Raw genomic sequence first — 16631 nt, 5'->3', positions numbered from 1 at the left:
GCGCAAATGCGGCCAAGTGCTGGCGATAAGTCGTTCGGCGAGCCGTATGCGTTCGTCGAGACCGGGCGAAGGCATCAGAGAACGGTGAGACCGCGCGGGGCGTTATTGAGTTCGCGGACTCCGTCCGCCGTCACGACAACGATGTCCTCGAGCCGCGCACCCCAGGAGCCTCGCAAATAGATGCCCGGTTCGATGGAGAACGCCATGCCCTCGGCGAGTACCGTCTCCGAGTCCGAGGAAATGTAAGGGCTCTCGTGGACGGAGAGCCCGATACCGTGCCCGGTCCGGTGGATGAAGCGCTCACCCAGGCCTGCGGCTTCGAGATGGCGACGACCCGCGGCATCGATCTCGTTGGCGCTCACGCCGGGGCGGACGGCGGCCCTCGACCGCGCCTGCGCCTCTTCGAGCGCGGCGTATTCACGGGCGACCTGCTCCGAGGGCTCGCCCATCGAGTACGTGCGCGTCGAATCCGAGTTATATCCGCTGGGAAGTGGGCCTCCGATATCGACAACGACAATGTCCCCGGACTCGATTCGGCGATCGGATACGTCGTGATGCGGATCGGCACCGTTGGGCCCCGACCCGACGATGATGAATTCGGCGTGCGTGTGCCCTTCCTCGGCGATGGCAGCGTCGATGAGCTCGGCAACCTCCCGCTCGGTGCGGCCCACCTGCAGGAACTCTGACATTCGGCGATGCACCCGATCGATGGCCTCACCTGCGGCGGCAAGCTCGGCGATCTCACCGTCGGATTTGATTGCTCGAAGCATATCGAGCACCGGCGTGAGCAGACGGACACGCGCACCCAACGCGTCCTGCAGCGGAACCACGTGGCGTGCCGGCGCATCGTCACTCACCGCAACAACCGACGCACCTCCGTCGAGGGCGCCGCCGGCGCCGAGGGCCAACCAGATGGCGTCTTCGCCGTCCTGCCACGTGCGTACCGCGGCGCCGGCCGCTCCGGCAAGCTCACGGACTGTGGCCGTGGCCTCGAGGTCCGGGAGAACCAGCGTGGGTGTGCCCCGTGCCGGCACCACCAATGTCGTCAGCCGTTCGTGACTATGGAGTTCTTCGCCGAGAAGATACTTCAGGTCCGACCCCGGGAACGCAAAGGCCACATCCACGCCGGAATCGGCGAGCTCGGAGGCGAGGCGCGCCGTCCTTTCGGAACTGGGGCGCTGGTTACCGTGCGAAACTGAAGAAGTCATATCCCAAGACTAACCCTGACGGCGAAAGGCCTTTTCAGATGAGCACCCCGAACCGCACCTCGCTCCTGGCACTCGACACCGCAGGGATCTATTTCCGCGCCTTCCACGCCATTCCGGACAAGATCACCGATTCCGACGGCCGACCCATGAACGCCGTGCGAGGCTTCTGCGACATGGCCGCGGAGTTTCTCCGCGAATATTCGCCCGAGGGGCTCATCGCGGCCCGAGACGAGAACTGGCGCCCGAACTGGCGGGTGTCACTCGTCCCCGAATACAAGGCCGCACGCGTCGCAGAAGGCGGAGGCGAGGACGCGCCCGAGGCGCTTCACCACCAGGTGCCCATCATCTGGGAGCTACTCAAAGCGCTTGGCGTGTGCACCGCGCACATTCCCGACGGCGAGGCGGACGACGTTCTCGCCGCGCTCCCCTTCCCGGGCGCGTCCACTGGAGACACGGTCGTCGTCACCGGCGACAGGGACCTGCTGCAGATCGCCCGAGAAGACCGAAAAGTTCTCTACATCGGTGCGGGAATGCGCAAGCGCGTCCTCTACGGTCCGGCCGAAGTGGCCGAGCGCGTTGGCTTCCCCGAAGGCACCGACCCTCGCCGATACGCCGACTACGCCGTGCTTGTCGGCGATCCCTCCGACGGCCTCCCCGGGATCTCCGGGATCGGTGCCAAATCCGCAGCGACACTCGTGGCGACATACGGCGACGTCGAAGACATCATCGCCGCAGCCGGAGACGACTCGATAAAGATGCCCCCACGCCAGCGCGAGAACCTGCTCGGATCCGCAGACTATGTGCGTGCCGCCAAGCGGATCGTCGCACTCGACGAACCGCCACAAACACCCGAGTGTGACGGCGCACGAAGCGGCGCGCTCGGAGCGGCCGACTCTGCGGCGCTCGAGGAACTCATCGCGCGCACCGGACAGGAACGCGCGATCAGAAACCTCGAGAACAGGCTCGCCGAGCTACGGTGATTCGACGATGCGAGCGCTGCCACCGGACACCATCAGCGCCTCGTCGTCATCCAGAAAAAGCAGAGGGAACCTGGACTCGTATTCGCGGTCGATGCGTTCGAAAATCGCCGGCGGGTAGTCGGGTAACTTGCCGTCGGCGTGCGGAACAACGACGTGCGGCACGAGACCGAGTCCCGCGTACCCGTCCAGCCCGGGCGCCGCCCTCGTATCGTCGAGAAGCGTAATGGGGTCTAGATCCGTTCCCGCGACGACAGAGCCGGCACTCATTCCGATATATGGGAGGCCTGCACGGACGGCCGCGACAAGTGCCTGCCCCGACCCGTTTCCGCGAAGCGCGGCGAGAAGGGCGAACGAGTTGCCGCCAGCGAGGTAGACGACGTCTATCCGGGACAGCGTCTGGGAGAAGCTCTCTGCCGATGTGGCATCGGAGGCCAGAATTCGAGTTACCGTAAACCCGAGCGCCTCCAGGCGATCGAGCTGCCACTGCCCTTCCGGATCCTGTGCTTCGGCGGCTGCGGCATCCCAGACGAAACCGAGCCGTAGGCCCTCCGGTGCCCGGCCCGTGGCGCCTTCGACGAAGCTCGGTATGGCGCCGACGCCGAGAGAAGTCAGTAGCAGCTTCATGACCGCGATGGTATGTCAGAGCCCGTCTGTAGCGTGACCGGCATGGGCACAATATTTTTCGACACTGCCACTACGATGAATGGCTTCATCGCCGACGCCGACCATTCGCTCCAGTGGTTGTTCGACGTCCCGCAGGAGTCTTCGGGGTCGTCTGCGGAAGATGACTGGGCCGACAGCCCCATTGGCGAAGCTGCCGTCATCGTGAAGGGATCCACCACCTACGAATGGGTCCTCGAAAACGAGAACATCCGAGACAATCCGGCACGCTGGACGGAGCTATTCGGCAAAAAGCCGGTGTTTGTGTTCTCCACGAGGGAACTCTGGGTGCCCCCGGAAGCGCCGGTGCACGTCGTCTCGGGAAAAGTGTCGGATGCGCTCACAGAGATTCGCGCCGCGGCAGGCGGCGGAGATATCTGGCTCGTAGGCGGCGGCGACCTCGTCGGCCAGTTCCTTGATGCCGGTGCCCTCGATTCGATCCGTCTTTCGGTGGCACCGGTCGTGCTCGACAGAGGCGCACCGCTACTCCCCAGGACGATCGAATCCGATCGTCTACGGCTGGTTGGTGCGCGCCCGGAGGGGCAGTTCGCCCGCTTGGAATATCAGGTGGTGCGCCCCTAGCGCGCACAAAAAGCCCGTACCGTCGGGGATCCTGTCCCAATCGGTACGGGCCTTGCACGCGCCAAGTCGTTAGGCCACTGCCTTCGCGAGTGCGTTGAGTGACTCTTCGAGCTCTTCCTCCGAGAATGCGGGGAAGATCTGCTTGAGCTTCTCGTCGGTGACCTTGCGCCAGTCGTAGGTCAAAGACACCTTGGACTCGGCCGATCCCTCGGACTCGATCTCCCAGACCCATTCCCAGCCGGCGGGCTCATCCTTGTTCTTTTCCTGGGCGGGCTGCCAGCTGACGAGCTTATTCTCGATGACGCCCGTGACGTGGTTGAACATCTTGTACTCGCCGCCCATCTTCTCGGCGTACATGTTCATCACGAAGACGTCGCCGACCGCAGAAATTCGTTCGGTGTCTTCCGCGGACCGCACGGTCCCCGATGCGTCGATCTCGTTGTGACGTGCCGGCAGCGACAATACGTCGAAGATCTTGTCCGCCGGGGCGTCGATCGTGCGCGATACGGTGATGCTTTCGCTGTTTTGCGTCATGGCCCCACTGTGCCACGGCCACCGGCCTCGTGCAGCCGCTCCTGCGCAAGGCGGGTTTTCAGGTGCTTAGGTGACCTTTTCGTCGACGACACCGCGGCGGATCATGTCTGCGGCGTGGCGGGCCCTCTTTGCGGTCTGGTCGTCGGCGATCTTGGCGACCTGGATCAGACCGTCGAGTACGAGCCGTGCCGAGCGGACGAAGTCGCCCGCCGTCAGGTCCACACCTTCCTGCCAGCTAGCTGCGAGAACCTCCGAGAGCGAACCGCCCGATACCCAATGGTGGATCACGGGTGCCAAGGCAAGATCGATGTCGCTCGTCTGCGGCAGCTGGCGCTTGCGCTCAGCAGCGGAAATCTTGTTCGCGGATGCCTCGGTCGCGGCCAGGGCTGCCTGCAGCTTCTGCGAGTTGGGTGGCCGGACCGTCTGTTGACGTCGGCCATGCGCTACCACGGCTGCCACGCAGGCAGACAGCTCCGCCGAATCGAGAGCCGACCACGCACCGCCTCGAACCGCTTCTGTGATGAGCAGCTCCTGTTCCGAATGCACGCGTGAGAGTAGTGCGCCTTCTTCGGTCGCGACGATGTGCCCGCCGGGGCCCTGCTCCAGGTATCCGAATTCACGAAGGAGATTGACAATCCGTCTGAAGCGCCGGGCAAGTGAAGCCTGGTCGTCCTCTATGCGCTTGGTCAGCGTTTGCTCCCGCGCGGCCACCTCATTCCACGCATGCCACGCCTTCGCCCACAGTTCGAGCTTCTCGTTACCGTGCAGAGGATGGGAGGAAAGCTCGCGCCGCGCCGCGCCGATCCGCGGGTCCGAGGGCCGGCTCTCCTTCTTGCGGAGCTTCTTTGCACGCGCCCGAGCTTTGGGCGCGAGCCGGTCCATCTGCCCTACCAGCCGCTTACGGTTCCCGCCCGTCGTAGCGCGACGACCCGAAGGCAGCACGAGGCGTCCGACGGTCACCGGCGGGCGGTGGAAATCGCGCACATCGAGCCACTTGGTGTGCCCGTTGTCGAGGAGGCAGAGCGCTCGCGCGGCGGTAGGCGAATCGCTCTTCACCGTGAGCACCGTTCCGAGAAACGCGAGGCGTTTCCGATCGATGAGAAGCACATCGCCTTCGTCGGCGCGGGTGAGCGCCTTCGCGATCTCGGCATCGGCATGCTCGCGTTGCTTCTGCTTGTGCTCGCGTTCGAGTGCAGTGAGCTTCGCTCTGATCGCCATGTACTCGTCGAGCTCGGCCGGCGGGTCAAGTCGGTCCAAGGCGTCGCGGCGTTCGGCGGCCTGGCGGCGAGTGTGCTCCAACGCGGAGGCTTCGCGCACGACGTCCTTGTCGATCTGGAACTGGGCAAAGCTTCGACCGACGAGGGCTTCGGCCTCTTTGTCTCCGATGGTCGACACGAGGTTCACGGCCATCGAGTAATCGGGTGCGAACGCGCTGCGTAGAGGGAACTTTGGCGAATTGGCGAGATTGATCAGGACGTGGAGATCGAGCTCGGGATCGTCGAGTGTGACGGCGGTGCCCAGGACATCGATTCCACGGCGGCCCGCGCGTCCGGTGATCTGCGAATACTGAGCAGCCGTGAGTGGCACGTGCCCTTCGCCGTCAAACTTGGTGAGTTTTTCCAAGACAACGGCGCGGGCGGGCATGTGGATACCGAGGGCGAGGGTCTCTGTGGCGAAAACGACCTTGATCAGCCCGTCGGAGAACAACTCTTCGACGATGGTGCGGAAAAGCGGAAGCATTCCCGCGTGATGGGCCGCGATCCCCGAGGTAAGCCCTGATCGGAAGGCGCCGTAGTCCAACGCATCCAGGTCGGCTGCGGGAACCTCGCGAACCGCTTCGTCGGCGAAAGCGGCGATATCGCGCGCTTCTACTTTTGTCGTGAGACGGAGCCGGCTACGGCGCATCTGCTCGACGGCACCATCGCAACCCGCGCGGGAGAAAATAAAGTAGATGGCGGGGAGGAGTTCCTCGTCGTCCAGCGCCTCGATGGCGTCGAGGCGCTTGGCCCACAGTGGACGACCCTTCGTCGACATGCGTCGATCGTGGTAGCCCTCTCTGCGGCCGCGGCTTTCACGGAGAAGTCCGTCGGTGATCGGGACCATTTCACCTTCCCGAAGAAGGAGATGCCGCAGCGGAACGGGGCGGTGGGTGCTGCTGATCACGGCGGTGTCGCCGCGCACGCTGGAAAGCCAGTCTCCGAGTTCGTCCGCATTGGAGACCGTCGCCGACAGGCCGACGAGCTGAACGTGGGTGCCGAGGGTGAGGATGATCTCCTCCCACACGACACCACGAGACCGATCGCCCAGATAATGGATCTCGTCCATCACGACACACGAGAGGGAATCGAGAAGCTTCGACTCCGCGTAGATCATGTTGCGGAGCACCTCGGTCGTCATGACAACGACGTCGGCGTCGGGATTGATCGAATGGTCCCCGGTGAGGAGACCGACGGCATCCGCGCCGAATCGAGAGCGAAATTGCCGGAACTTCTGGTTGCTCAACGCTTTGATCGGCGTTGTGTAGACGCACGTGCCTCCGCGGGCGAGCGCACGGTGCGCGGCGTACTCGCCGATGAGGGTTTTTCCCGACCCCGTCGGAGCGGACACGAGCACGTCCCGCTCGTCGTCGAGCGCGTCGAACGCCTGCTGTTGGAACGCGTCAGGCCGGACGTTCGAGGCGGTGAGGAACGAGGCCAACAGAGGGCGCGACTCGAGCGAGTCCGAGCCCTCGGAGGTGCGGTCGGCTGAAGAGGAGTTAGTCAAGAAATCACTTGTGCGTCGGGGGCAGGTACACCGACGAGCTTAGAGCACGTCGTCGTAGTCGCCCGGGTCCACGGGACCGGACTGCCCCGGGGTCGAATACGGTCCGGGCGTGGTACTGGGCGGCGGCAAAGGAGCGCTGCCTCCGACACCAAGAGAAGCGGTGCCGTAATGGTCCGCGCCCGTGCCGATCGGTGCGGGCCGGGCGACGGACGTCGATTGGTAGTCGCCGCCGGACGTGTCGGCCTCCTCGGCTGAGATCGGCGAGGCCTGGTCGTCGTCGAGATCGTCCCAATCCCGCCGGCGCTTGCCCCGCCGTTTGTCATTAATGCGCGCGAACTGGGTGGCCACCTCGACCAGCACGCACACCGCAACGGCAAGCGCCAGCATCGAAAACGGATCCGAACCGGGCGACATGACGGCGGCGAAACCGAAAACCGCGACGATGATCCCGCGGCGGGCCTTCGAAAGCTGCTCGTACGACAGCACGCCGACGACGTTGAGCATGGCCACGAGCAGCGGAATCTCGAAGCTCACGCCGAAAATGAGGATCAGGTAGATGACGAAGTTGAAGTATTCGCTACCCGAAAGTGCGGTGACCTGGACGTCGTCGCCGACGGTGAGCAGGAAGTCGAGGGCCTGAGAAACGACGATGTAGGCGATGACGGCGCCGGCTACGAAGAGCAACGCGGCAAGGGTGGTGAAGATCCGCCCGAAGCGGCGTTCCTTCTGGTGCAGCCCAGGAACGATGAACGCCCAAAGCTGATACAGCCACACCGGGCACGACAGCACCGCGCCGGCGGTGAGCGCGACCTTGAGGCGCAGCATGAACTGCTCAAATGGGCCGGTGGCGAGAAGACGACACTCGTCGGTGGCGTTGAAACTGGCTCGCGCAGATTCGGGGAGCGAACAGTACGGCCCCGTCAAGATACTGCCGAGTGAGCGGATCGGTCCGAGCGAGTACTGGTACCACATGAAACCGAAGATGGTCATGACTAGAACCGCGGCCGCCGAGATCAGCACTCGCTTTCGGAGCTCATAGATGTGCTCCATGATCGGCATCGAGCCGTCCGGAGCTCTCTTGGTGCGCTTGCGGCGGCGAGTCTTCGTGGACGTGGGGGCCGGACCGTTGCCGGGAGCCGGGTGCTGCGCCTGTGGCGCGGAGACTCCGCTGTCGCTCATTATGGCCGTGTTCGTCCTTCCCCACCGCGCCCGGTCCTCTCGTTCGAGGGCCGGGCGACATAATTGTGCCTATTGGTTCTGCGTACCCGGGTTGTACGGGGCGTTGCCGCCCGGGTTGTAGGGCTGACCCGGATTTACATTCGGCTGCTGGTAGCCCTGCTGGACCCCACCCTGCTGCGGATGCTGGTAGCCCTGCTGAACCCCGCCTTGCTGCGGATGCTGGTAGTCCTGCTGAACCCCGCCTTGCTGCGGCGGCTGCTGCTGGAAGCCCTGCTGAACGCCACCCTGCTGCGGCTGCTGATATGCCTGCTGCGGCTGCTGGAAATTCTGCTGCGGCTGTGCGTACTGCTGGTATTGCTGGTCGCCCTGCGGGTACTGGGCGTTCGACGGAAGAGCCTGCTGAGGCTGCTCGCCGTCCTTGCCCTCGTGCTGCATTTCCTTGACCTCGGACTTGAAAATACGCATCGAGCGTCCGAGCCCGCGCGCGGCGTCCGGGAGCTTCTTCGCGCCGAAGAGCAGCACGACTACCGCCAAGAAAATAAGCAAATGCCAGGGGCTCAATCCGCCCATTGGAGGTACCTTCCGTTTCTTTTGCTTCTCGCAGCACAATCGTACCCCGCCGCCGCCCTATCGCCGGACCGCCGTGCGGTGGACTCCACCCCTGCTGGAGTGGGTGCCGCTCAAGATGATTCAAGAGTATGGAGACGGTGTCACGCAGGTCAATTGGAGACAGTGACCTCACAGCAACTTCCCGGCTAACGCTTGGTTAACGCGCCGGTTGGAGGCTTTATATTCCGTACGCGGAAAGTGCGCTGCTCGCCTGCTCGGCGATGTCCGCGCGCAGTCCCTCATCCAGAGGTTGCAGCGTCGTCGCATTGCCGAGCAGGAAGCGTCGGAGCCAGTCCGGGTTGTAATAGTCGACCGTAACCTCTGCGGAACCGTCCTCGCGCCAGTGGATATCGCGGAACGGGTATTGCTCGACAAACCAGGCCGCACCTGCGGGAACGACAGCACGAATGGACTGTGTCGGTGTGGTCGACGCCTGTTCCGGCTCGGGGCCCACCGGGTGGGAGGGACCAAGTGGCTCGACGTGCGCGATCCGATCTGTGCGGAAGGTGCGCCACTCCCCGATCTCCCGGTCGACACCGCGCAGGTACGCATGTTCGGCGTGCACATGTAGACGACCGCCGTCGACGATGCGAATCCTCGTCGAATCCGAACCGGCCGAGTGATAGACGAAACGGACTGCCAAGCCGGACTCGAGGGCAGAGCGCAGGTGTTCTGCCGTCTTTTCACTTGTTGACGGCGCCGGAGCCGTGGTCGAGGCAGCGTCCAGGCGGGCATTGGTCGGCGAAATAGCGCCCAACATTCGCAGCGCCTCGTCGAGTCCTTCCTGGTCCACGACTTCCGGCCGGCCCACGAGTGTGGCGAGCGCCGTTTTGAGCGTGATCGCCTCTTCGAAGGTGAGCCGTAGCGGCCTATCGATTCCGGCGAAAAAGGTGACCTCGACAAAGTCTGCCTCGGCGAGGTCGGTGTAGTCATCGAATGCATCGACCTCGCGTGCGGGATCGGACGTGCCGTCGACCCATCCACCGCGGTCGCTATCACCGACCTCGCTCCAGAACGCGAGGTCGACGAGTTGGCCGGGCCCATGGCCGGGAAGACCACAGCACCACAACTGGCTCAGCGTATCGCGGAGCTGCTTTTCGGTGAGCGAGAGCTCACGCGCCGCGTCGGCCACGGCGACCGGTCCACCCTGCTCGCGGAAATACGCGAGGACTGTGAGCATCTTGTCTGCGGAAACTGGCGAACGTGGGGTCATCGAACCGCCTCCAACGCTGCTCGTAGCGTTCCTATTACGGCATCGACGAGTACTGGCGGTTCGATCGCGCGGGCGTTGACACCTGCACCGGCGACGAGCTCGGCGATCGTCACCAGCGATACCGAGGTGAGTTCGAGCTCATCTCCCTCGATGCCATCAAGCACGGACTCTGTCGATCGATGGGAATGAGCGCGAAGCTCCGCACCCGAACCCTCCGCCACCCACACGCGAGCGTCGATACTCGGGTCGAAAGTGCGGACAGACTCTTCGAGAATGCGTTGGATTTCCTCTACGGGCGGCCTGGAATGCGTGGCGGTCTGATTCTTCACCGGTTTGAGCTCGGCGATCCTCGACAGCCGGAAGCAGCGCACGTCGTCTCTATCGAGGTCGTATCCCACGACGTACCAGTGCGCATCGTGGGTGCCGACAAGCCAAGGCTCGAGCCTCCGCGGCAGCGGATCGTGCTCGCCCGCCCCTGTATGGCAGAAAGTAACGACCAAATTTTTCGTGCTGTATTCCGCGAGATCCGCGGCAAGCTCAAGTTCTCGGGAATCGCCGGGCTCGGCGGCGACGGGAGCGGCAAGTTGTGGCCGAATTCCACCCGCGCGCAGCTTGGTGAGCGCTCCGGTCAACTCGGCATTGCGTGCGGCGCCGCTCCATACCTCGCTGACGATGGCGAGAACACCGGCCGCCCGCGGGGTGAGTTCCAACGGCGGGAGTTCGACATCGGCGCGCCGGATTCGATACCCCGGAGTGGCCTCGTTGTCCATGGTCGGGCCGGTTTCGAGGTGGACACCGGCAGCTTCGAGTTCGGCCTTATCTCGTTCGAAGGTGCGCTCGAAAGAGCTTTGCGTTGAGGAATCCTCGTAGCCTTGCACGGTATAGCGGATCTGCTCGGCAGAGATGAACTGCTCTCTGGAGAGTAGACAAATCACCAAGTTGACCAGGCGCTGAGACTTCGAGGTGGACACGAAATCTAGGGTACGGAAGAAAAAGTTGCTATGAGGTTGTCGACACGCTCATCGGATTGGACGAATGGGTCGAGCAGCGCGACCGTATTACTCGCGGTCGATGTCCCCGCGCCTGCCTTGAGATGTACCCAGTCAACGGTGAATTCCGCGCCGGCCGCTTCGGCCGCGGCAATGAACTTGCCGCGCAGCTTCGCACGAGTCGTGGCGGGAGCCTCGATGCGAGCAGCCTCGACCTCCTCGTCCGTGACGATCTTTGCGGCCTTTCCTCGAGCTTCCAGCAGCGATACGATGCCGCGCCCCGGTCTCACATCGTGGTAGGTCAGGTCGACCTGTGCGAGCTTGGGGTCGCCGAGTTCCAGCCCGCCCTTGGCTTGGTAGGCCTTGATCAGCTGCAGCTTGGCAGCCCAGTCGATCTCGGTGGCAATGGACGAATAGTCGCCGCTTTCGACAGCATCGAGCGCGCGTTCCCACAGCTCGATCATCTCTGCATAATCCTCGCGGTCGGGGCGCTCACAGCCTCCGCCGTCGAAATATGTTTTGACGGCGGAGAGGAACTCTCGCTGGAGTGCGAGCGCATTCGTGGTGGTGCCGTCGGCAAGCGCGATCTCCGCAGTCCCGTTGAGGTCACGGGAGATTTCTCGAATGGCGCGCACCGGGTTCGCAATGGCGAGATGACTCATCGACACCCCGGACTCGAGCAGCTCGAGAACGAGGCGTGTCGAGGCGACCTTGAGCATCGTCGAGGCCTCGATCATGTTTGAATCGCCGACGATGACATGCATGCGCCGGAACTTCTTCGAGTCCGCGTGAGGCTCGTCGCGCGTGTTGATCATCGGACGCGAGCGTGTCGTCGCCGAGGACACCCCGTCCCACATGTGCTCTGCACGCTGCGAGAAGCAGTAGCGCACGTCCCCGTTCGGCTCGGTGAGGATCTTGCCCGCGCCACAGATGAGTTGGCGGGAGACGAGGAAGGGCAACAACTCGACAGCGATATCGCGAAGCGTTGTCGTGCGGTCGACTAGGTAGTTTTCGTGGCAGCCGTAGGAGTGCCCGGACGAGTCGGTGTTGTTTTTGAAGATGAACACCTTGGCGAGAATGCTTTGTTCGGCGAGCATTCGCTCAGCCTCGAGCGCGAGGTCATCGACGATCCGCTCTCCTGCTTTGTCGTAGGCGATGAGCTGGCGCAGACCGTCGCATTCCGCAGTCGCGTACTCGGGATGCGAGCCGACGTCGAGATACAGCCGCGAACCGTTTGCGAGAAACACGTTGGATGAACGCGACCTCTCGACGATCGGACGGAAGAGGAATCGGGCGACCTCGTCAGCACCGAGTGCCCTCGACCCGCGAGCGGAGACGGAGGTGATCCCGAACTCGGTCTCGATTCCGACGATTCGACGGATCACTGTCCGCCCTTTTGCACGTACGACTTGACGAACTCCTCCGCGTTGGTCTCGAGGATGTCGTCGATCTCGTCGAGCAACGAGTCCGCCTCGGACGTGTTGGCCGCCTTCGCTACCTGGCCGGCCTCATCGTCGCCTTCTCCCCCGGACGAACGAGTGGTGTTGATCTGAGCCATGTGGACGCTCCCTTCGTGCTGGCTTGGCGTGTTGAATCTAGGATATGCCCGCGACAAGGCGCGAGGGCCCGTCAATGGAGAGCAGCTGCTCGCGGCCTTCGACCTCAGCCTTATTCCCGGCGTACGGATCGGGCATCTCCACGTACCGGGGCTCTCCGTCGGAGTCGACAATGGTGAGCTGATCCCATCCGGCGGCAAAAACGTGCTCACCCAGAGTGGAGATCGCCTGCCCACGCAGCCACGCGCGTGTGTTGGTCGGAGGTGTCAGCGCCGCAGCCTCGACCTCTTTGTCGGAGAGCAGCCTACGGATCCGGCCGCGTGCGGCTAGACGATTGTAGAGTCCACGGTCGGGGTCGATGTCGCTGTACTGGATATCGAGTGCGGCGAGCTTCGGGGAATCCCATTCGAGTCCGTCGCGAGTGCGCAGGCCGTCGAGCAGCGCGAGCTTGGCCGGCCAGTCGAGGCAATCCGCGCACCCCATCGGGTCCTCGGCCAAACGCTCGAGGATCTCTGTCCATTCCGCGAGCACATCGCCCGACCACTCGGGCACAGGATTGTCCCGGCAGAACTCGGAAACCCGTCGAAGGATCTCGCGCTGCTGCTCCAGGGCAGTCATGGAGCGCCCGTCGGCGAGGTGAATCTCCCGGCTGAGCGAGATGTCGTGGCTGATGGTCTGCACGGCCTGCGGCGGGTCGAGTGCCTGCAGATCGTCGAAACGCACCCCGCCCTCGATGGCGTTGAGCACGAGCGAGGTGGTGCCGAGCTTGAGATACGTGGCAAGTTCGGCGAGGTTCGCATCGCCGATGATGACGTGGAGCCTGCGCCATTTATCGTCGTCGGCGTGAGGCTCGTCGCGGGTGTTGATGATGCCGCGGCGAAGCGTCGTCTCCAACCCGGAGAAGACCTCGATGTAGTCGGCGCGCTGCGAAAGCTGGAATCCCGCACGCTCGCCGAACTGACCGATCCCGACGCGTCCGGAGCCTGTGAACACCTGGCGGGTGACGAAGTGCGGAGCGACATTTTCCGCGATGACGTCGAAGTCGACATCCCGCCGGACGAGATAATTCTCGTGCGTGCCATATGAGGCACCCTTGCCGTCGACATTATTTTTGTAGAGGCGGACGGTTTCGTTGCCCTCGACCGCTGCGGAGTCGACCCCGGCCTGGTGCATGATCCGCTCCCCCGCCTTGTCCCACAGGACCGCGTCCCTCGGGGAGGTCACCTCGGGCGAGGAGTACTCGGGGTGCGCGTGATCGACGTAGAAGCGTGCACCGTTGCGGAGAACACGATTGGTAATCCCGAATTCGCTCGGATCCATCAAGGACGTCGGACGCGAATCGGAAAGGTCAAAGCCACGCGCGTCGCGCATCGGCGACTCGGATTCGTAGTCCCAGCGCGCGCTCGCGACCCGCGAGACCTCCGGCTCGTTATATGCGCGGATCACCTGAGTCGATGTGACGATGGACGAAATCAGGGGCGATCCCGGTACCGATATTCCAAACTCGATCTCAGTGCCGAGGATCCGCCCGGTGGTCTCTGCCTCCGACGTCATCTACGCATCCCTTCCAGCAGCGCCGGCACTGGCGTCGGCCGCGAGATCCTTGGCGGCAACGGCGCGAACCTCGACGACCCGCTCGCCGCGCACGCCGGTGAGCCGAGCCCATTCCTGCGGGTTCGAGGTGTTGGGCAGGTCGGTGCTCTCCCCGAACTCCGCGTCCACGGAGTCGAGGAAGTGCTCAAGCGTGAGGCCCTGCCCGTCGCCCGCGACAATATCCTTGATCGCGAGCTTCTTCGCACGGTCGACGACGTTGCGCAGCATCGCACCCGACACCAGGTCCGCGAGGTAGAGGTCCTGGGACTTGCCCGAGGCGAATCGCAGCGTCGCGTAGTGCGTTGAGGGCTCCCTGCGGAACATGTGCTCGACGATCTTGTCGGTGATCATCGCCGCGTGGACGGAAGGATCGGAATCGCCCACCTCGGCCGGCTCGAACCGCAAATCCCCGACCACGTACTTCGAGAGGATGTCGCGGGATTCGCCGCGCCCGGGACGGTCGATACGGATTTTGAGATCCAGGCGGCCGGGCCGCAGGATCGCCGGGTCGATCATGTCCTCGCGGTTCGAGGCGCCGATGATGATGACGTTGCGCAGGTCCTCGACGCCGTCGATCTCGGCGAGCAGCTGCGGCACGACAGTCGTCTCCATGTCCGAGGACACGCCGGCGCCGCGCGTGCGGAAAATCGAGTCCATCTCATCGAAGAACACGATCACGGGATGGCCGTCGGTGGCCTTGTCCCGGGCGCGCTCGAAGACGTTCCGGATGTGCCGCTCGGTCTCACCCACGTACTTGTTGAGCAGCTCCGGACCCTTGATCGACAGAAAGCTCGACTCGGGAATGACGTCGGAGTCCGCGACCGGCTTCTCGCTCGCGGCTTCCGTTGTGCCTGCATCGTGACGCGCCGAGGCCTCGGCAAGCGAGCGGGCCACGGCCTTCGCGATAAGCGTCTTACCGCAGCCGGGCGGGCCGTAGAGCAACAAACCCTTCGGCGGGGACAGTTGGAATTCGTGATAGAGGTCCTGGTGGAGGAACGGCAACTCGATGGCGTCCCTGATCTCCTCGATCTGGCGTCCGAGCCCGCCGATCTCGGTGTAGGACACATCCGGCACCTCTTCGAGCAGCAGCTCGTCGACCTCGGCCTTCGGAACGACCTCGAACGCGAACGAAGACTTGGTGTCCACGAGCAGCGAGACCCCGCCGCGCAGCCGCTGTCCGCGCAGTTCGTCCGACAGGTAGACGATGTGCTCTTCGTCGTTACCCATGACGACGCGGGCGCGCTCTCCGTCGGACAACACATCGCGGAGCGTCGCGGTCACACCGAACCCAGTTTGTTCGGGAAGCGCCTCGACGATGGTGAGCGCCTCGTTGAGGCGAACGACGGTCCCGGGGCGTAGCGCTTCGGGCTTGACCTTCGGCGAGATCGTGAGCAGCATGCGCCGGCCGGAAGTCATGACCTCGGCGGTCTCGATGTCCGAGCTTGACGACCCCGGCAGCGTTCCGCCGGCTCCGGAGAGCTGGTCGGCTTGTGCCATCCGGCTCCGTGCGGTGCTCGACGTGGACACGGTGTCGTCGTCGCCGGGGACCGGTTCGCCGAGAGCCACCACGACCCCGTAGGTCGAGGGAGGGGTTCCGAGACGCTCGACCTCACCCTTGAGCGCCTCAAGCTGGTCGCGCGCATCCTTGAGAAGATCGGCGAGCCTGGCGTTGCGAGACGACAGCGCGTCCACCTTGATGGTCTTCTCGCGAGCGCTCCGCTCGGAATGCTGCAGCTTGCTGCGAAGACCGCTGAGCTCTTCCCGCGAGATCTGGGCCACCGAGGAGGAATCGCCGCTCTGAGTGCGGTCCGTCACGCAACTCACCTTCTTTCATCGACGACTGGGATGTTGGGCCCTATCAGTTGTAAGGCGTACCTTCCTATTCTAATGCTTACCGCTTCGACGCTGCCGTTTGATGGTCGTCACACCGTCCGCCAGCCGCCTCGCGGTAATAAGGAAAGCGGTGTGACCTTGGATTCTGTGCTCCGGGCGGACGGCGAGGCCGACGACGTGCCAATCCCGGTTGATCGACTCCCACGCCCGCGGCTCGGTCCAGTTCTGCTGATCGCGCAGTGCCTCGACGACCTGGGACATCTGGGTCGTCGTCGCGACGTAACAGATGAGCACGCCGCCGGGCCGAAGCACCTTGTGCACCGCGGGAAGCGTGTCCCAGGGCGCGAGCATATCGAGGATTATGCGGTCGACGGGCCCCCCGAGCTCCTCGACCGACGTGTCCGCGAGATCGGCGATGCGCAACTGCCAGTTCTCGGGATGCTCGCCATAGAACGTCTTCACATTGCGCTCGGCGTGCACCGCGTGGTCCTCGCGGATCTCGTAGGAGATCACCTCACCTTCCGGGCCCACGGCGCGCAGGAGCGAACACGTGAGCGCCCCGGACCCGGCGCCGGCTTCAAGTACGCGGGCACCGGGAAAAATGTCTCCCTCGTGGACGATCTGTGCCGCGTCCTTCGGGTAGATCACTTGGGCGCCGCGTGGCATCGAGAGCACGTAGTCCGTGAGCAGGGGGCGTAACGCCAGGTACGAGGCGTCGCCGGTCGAGGTGACGATGCTGCCCTCGGCGGTACCGATCAGGTCGTCATGCCGGACGGCGCCGGCGTGGGTGAAGAACTCCGAACCAGGCTGCAACACAACCGTGTACTTTCGCCCTTTCGCGTCTGTGAGCTGAACGCGGTCTCCCTGAACGAAGGGGCCTGAGCGTTGCACCGTGGTTGGACCTTTCTGTCTGTGCGGCAATGCGACGGCAT

Annotated in this window: 14 protein-coding genes and 1 pseudogene; 2 read left to right on the top strand and 13 right to left on the bottom strand. The window is 64.0% G+C overall.

Annotation, left to right across the window (positions count from 1 at the left end; genetic code table 11):
- Positions 1-74: 74 nt before the first annotated feature.
- Positions 75-1208 carry a Xaa-Pro peptidase family protein gene (locus K8V11_RS05810; protein ID WP_303911605.1) on the bottom strand — a complete coding sequence of 378 codons (1134 nt, stop codon included), beginning with the start codon at positions 1206-1208 and terminating at the stop codon, positions 75-77.
- Between the two features lie 38 nt (positions 1209-1246).
- On the opposite strand from K8V11_RS05810, the gene K8V11_RS05805 reads away from it, so the two are divergent.
- A complete protein-coding gene (locus tag K8V11_RS05805; RefSeq protein ID WP_303911603.1) occupies positions 1247-2188 on the top strand; it encodes a 5'-3' exonuclease H3TH domain-containing protein in 942 nt (313 codons plus the stop codon).
- Here K8V11_RS05805 and K8V11_RS05800 read toward each other — a convergent pair.
- A complete protein-coding gene (locus tag K8V11_RS05800; RefSeq protein ID WP_303911601.1) occupies positions 2180-2812 on the bottom strand; it encodes a Type 1 glutamine amidotransferase-like domain-containing protein in 633 nt (210 codons plus the stop codon). The genes K8V11_RS05805 and K8V11_RS05800 overlap by 9 nt on opposite strands.
- A gap of 42 nt (positions 2813-2854) precedes the next feature.
- On the opposite strand from K8V11_RS05800, the gene K8V11_RS05795 reads away from it, so the two are divergent.
- Complete coding sequence (locus K8V11_RS05795) at positions 2855-3430, top strand: dihydrofolate reductase family protein (protein ID WP_303911598.1); 576 nt, start codon at positions 2855-2857, stop codon at positions 3428-3430.
- A gap of 69 nt (positions 3431-3499) precedes the next feature.
- Here the strand turns inward: K8V11_RS05795 and K8V11_RS05790 are convergent, their stop codons facing one another.
- The 11 genes and pseudogenes from K8V11_RS05790 to K8V11_RS05740 all read right to left on the bottom strand — a co-directional run bounded on the left by K8V11_RS05790 (position 3500) and on the right by K8V11_RS05740 (position 16590).
- Positions 3500-3964, bottom strand: a complete 465-nt coding sequence (locus K8V11_RS05790) for a polyketide cyclase (RefSeq protein WP_303911597.1) — start codon at positions 3962-3964, stop codon at positions 3500-3502.
- 66 nt (positions 3965-4030) lie between these two features.
- Positions 4031-6727 carry an RNA helicase gene (locus tag K8V11_RS05785; protein WP_303911595.1) on the bottom strand — a complete coding sequence of 899 codons (2697 nt, stop codon included), beginning with the start codon at positions 6725-6727 and terminating at the stop codon, positions 4031-4033.
- Between the two features lie 39 nt (positions 6728-6766).
- Positions 6767-7786: a twin-arginine translocase subunit TatC gene (gene tatC / locus K8V11_RS05780; protein WP_303911622.1), complete on the bottom strand. Its 1020-nt coding sequence runs from the start codon at positions 7784-7786 to the stop codon at positions 6767-6769.
- Positions 7787-8113: 327 nt separating this feature from the next.
- Positions 8114-8476, bottom strand: a pseudogene (gene tatA / locus K8V11_RS05775) (Sec-independent protein translocase subunit TatA); the annotation flags it as partial.
- A 217-nt stretch (positions 8477-8693) separates the two neighbouring features.
- Positions 8694-9728, bottom strand: coding sequence for a YafY family protein (locus K8V11_RS05770; RefSeq protein ID WP_303911594.1), 1035 nt, complete (start codon positions 9726-9728; stop codon positions 8694-8696).
- Complete coding sequence (locus K8V11_RS05765; protein ID WP_303911592.1) at positions 9725-10699, bottom strand: YafY family protein; 975 nt, start codon at positions 10697-10699, stop codon at positions 9725-9727. The genes K8V11_RS05770 and K8V11_RS05765 overlap by 4 nt, the downstream gene beginning before the upstream one ends.
- Positions 10700-10704: 5 nt before the next feature.
- Positions 10705-12102 carry a Pup--protein ligase gene (gene pafA, locus K8V11_RS05760; protein ID WP_303911589.1) on the bottom strand — a complete coding sequence of 466 codons (1398 nt, stop codon included), beginning with the start codon at positions 12100-12102 and terminating at the stop codon, positions 10705-10707.
- On the bottom strand, positions 12099-12275 hold the full coding sequence (locus K8V11_RS05755) for a ubiquitin-like protein Pup (RefSeq protein ID WP_067471188.1): 177 nt from the start codon (positions 12273-12275) through the stop codon (positions 12099-12101). The genes pafA and K8V11_RS05755 overlap by 4 nt, the downstream gene beginning before the upstream one ends.
- Before the next feature lie 37 nt (positions 12276-12312).
- A complete protein-coding gene (gene dop / locus K8V11_RS05750; protein ID WP_303911587.1) occupies positions 12313-13827 on the bottom strand; it encodes a depupylase/deamidase Dop in 1515 nt (504 codons plus the stop codon).
- Positions 13828-15681, bottom strand: coding sequence for a proteasome ATPase (gene arc / locus K8V11_RS05745; RefSeq protein WP_303911585.1), 1854 nt, complete (start codon positions 15679-15681; stop codon positions 13828-13830).
- Positions 15682-15750: 69 nt separating this feature from the next.
- Positions 15751-16590: a tRNA (adenine-N1)-methyltransferase gene (locus tag K8V11_RS05740; protein ID WP_303911583.1), complete on the bottom strand. Its 840-nt coding sequence runs from the start codon at positions 16588-16590 to the stop codon at positions 15751-15753.
- Between the last annotated feature and the right edge of the window lie 41 nt (positions 16591-16631).

The sequence above is a fragment of the Dietzia timorensis genome (assembly GCF_020742175.1).
Lineage (GTDB): Bacteria > Actinomycetota > Actinomycetes > Mycobacteriales > Mycobacteriaceae > Dietzia > Dietzia timorensis_A.
This window is presented reverse-complemented; position numbering and strand designations above follow the sequence as displayed.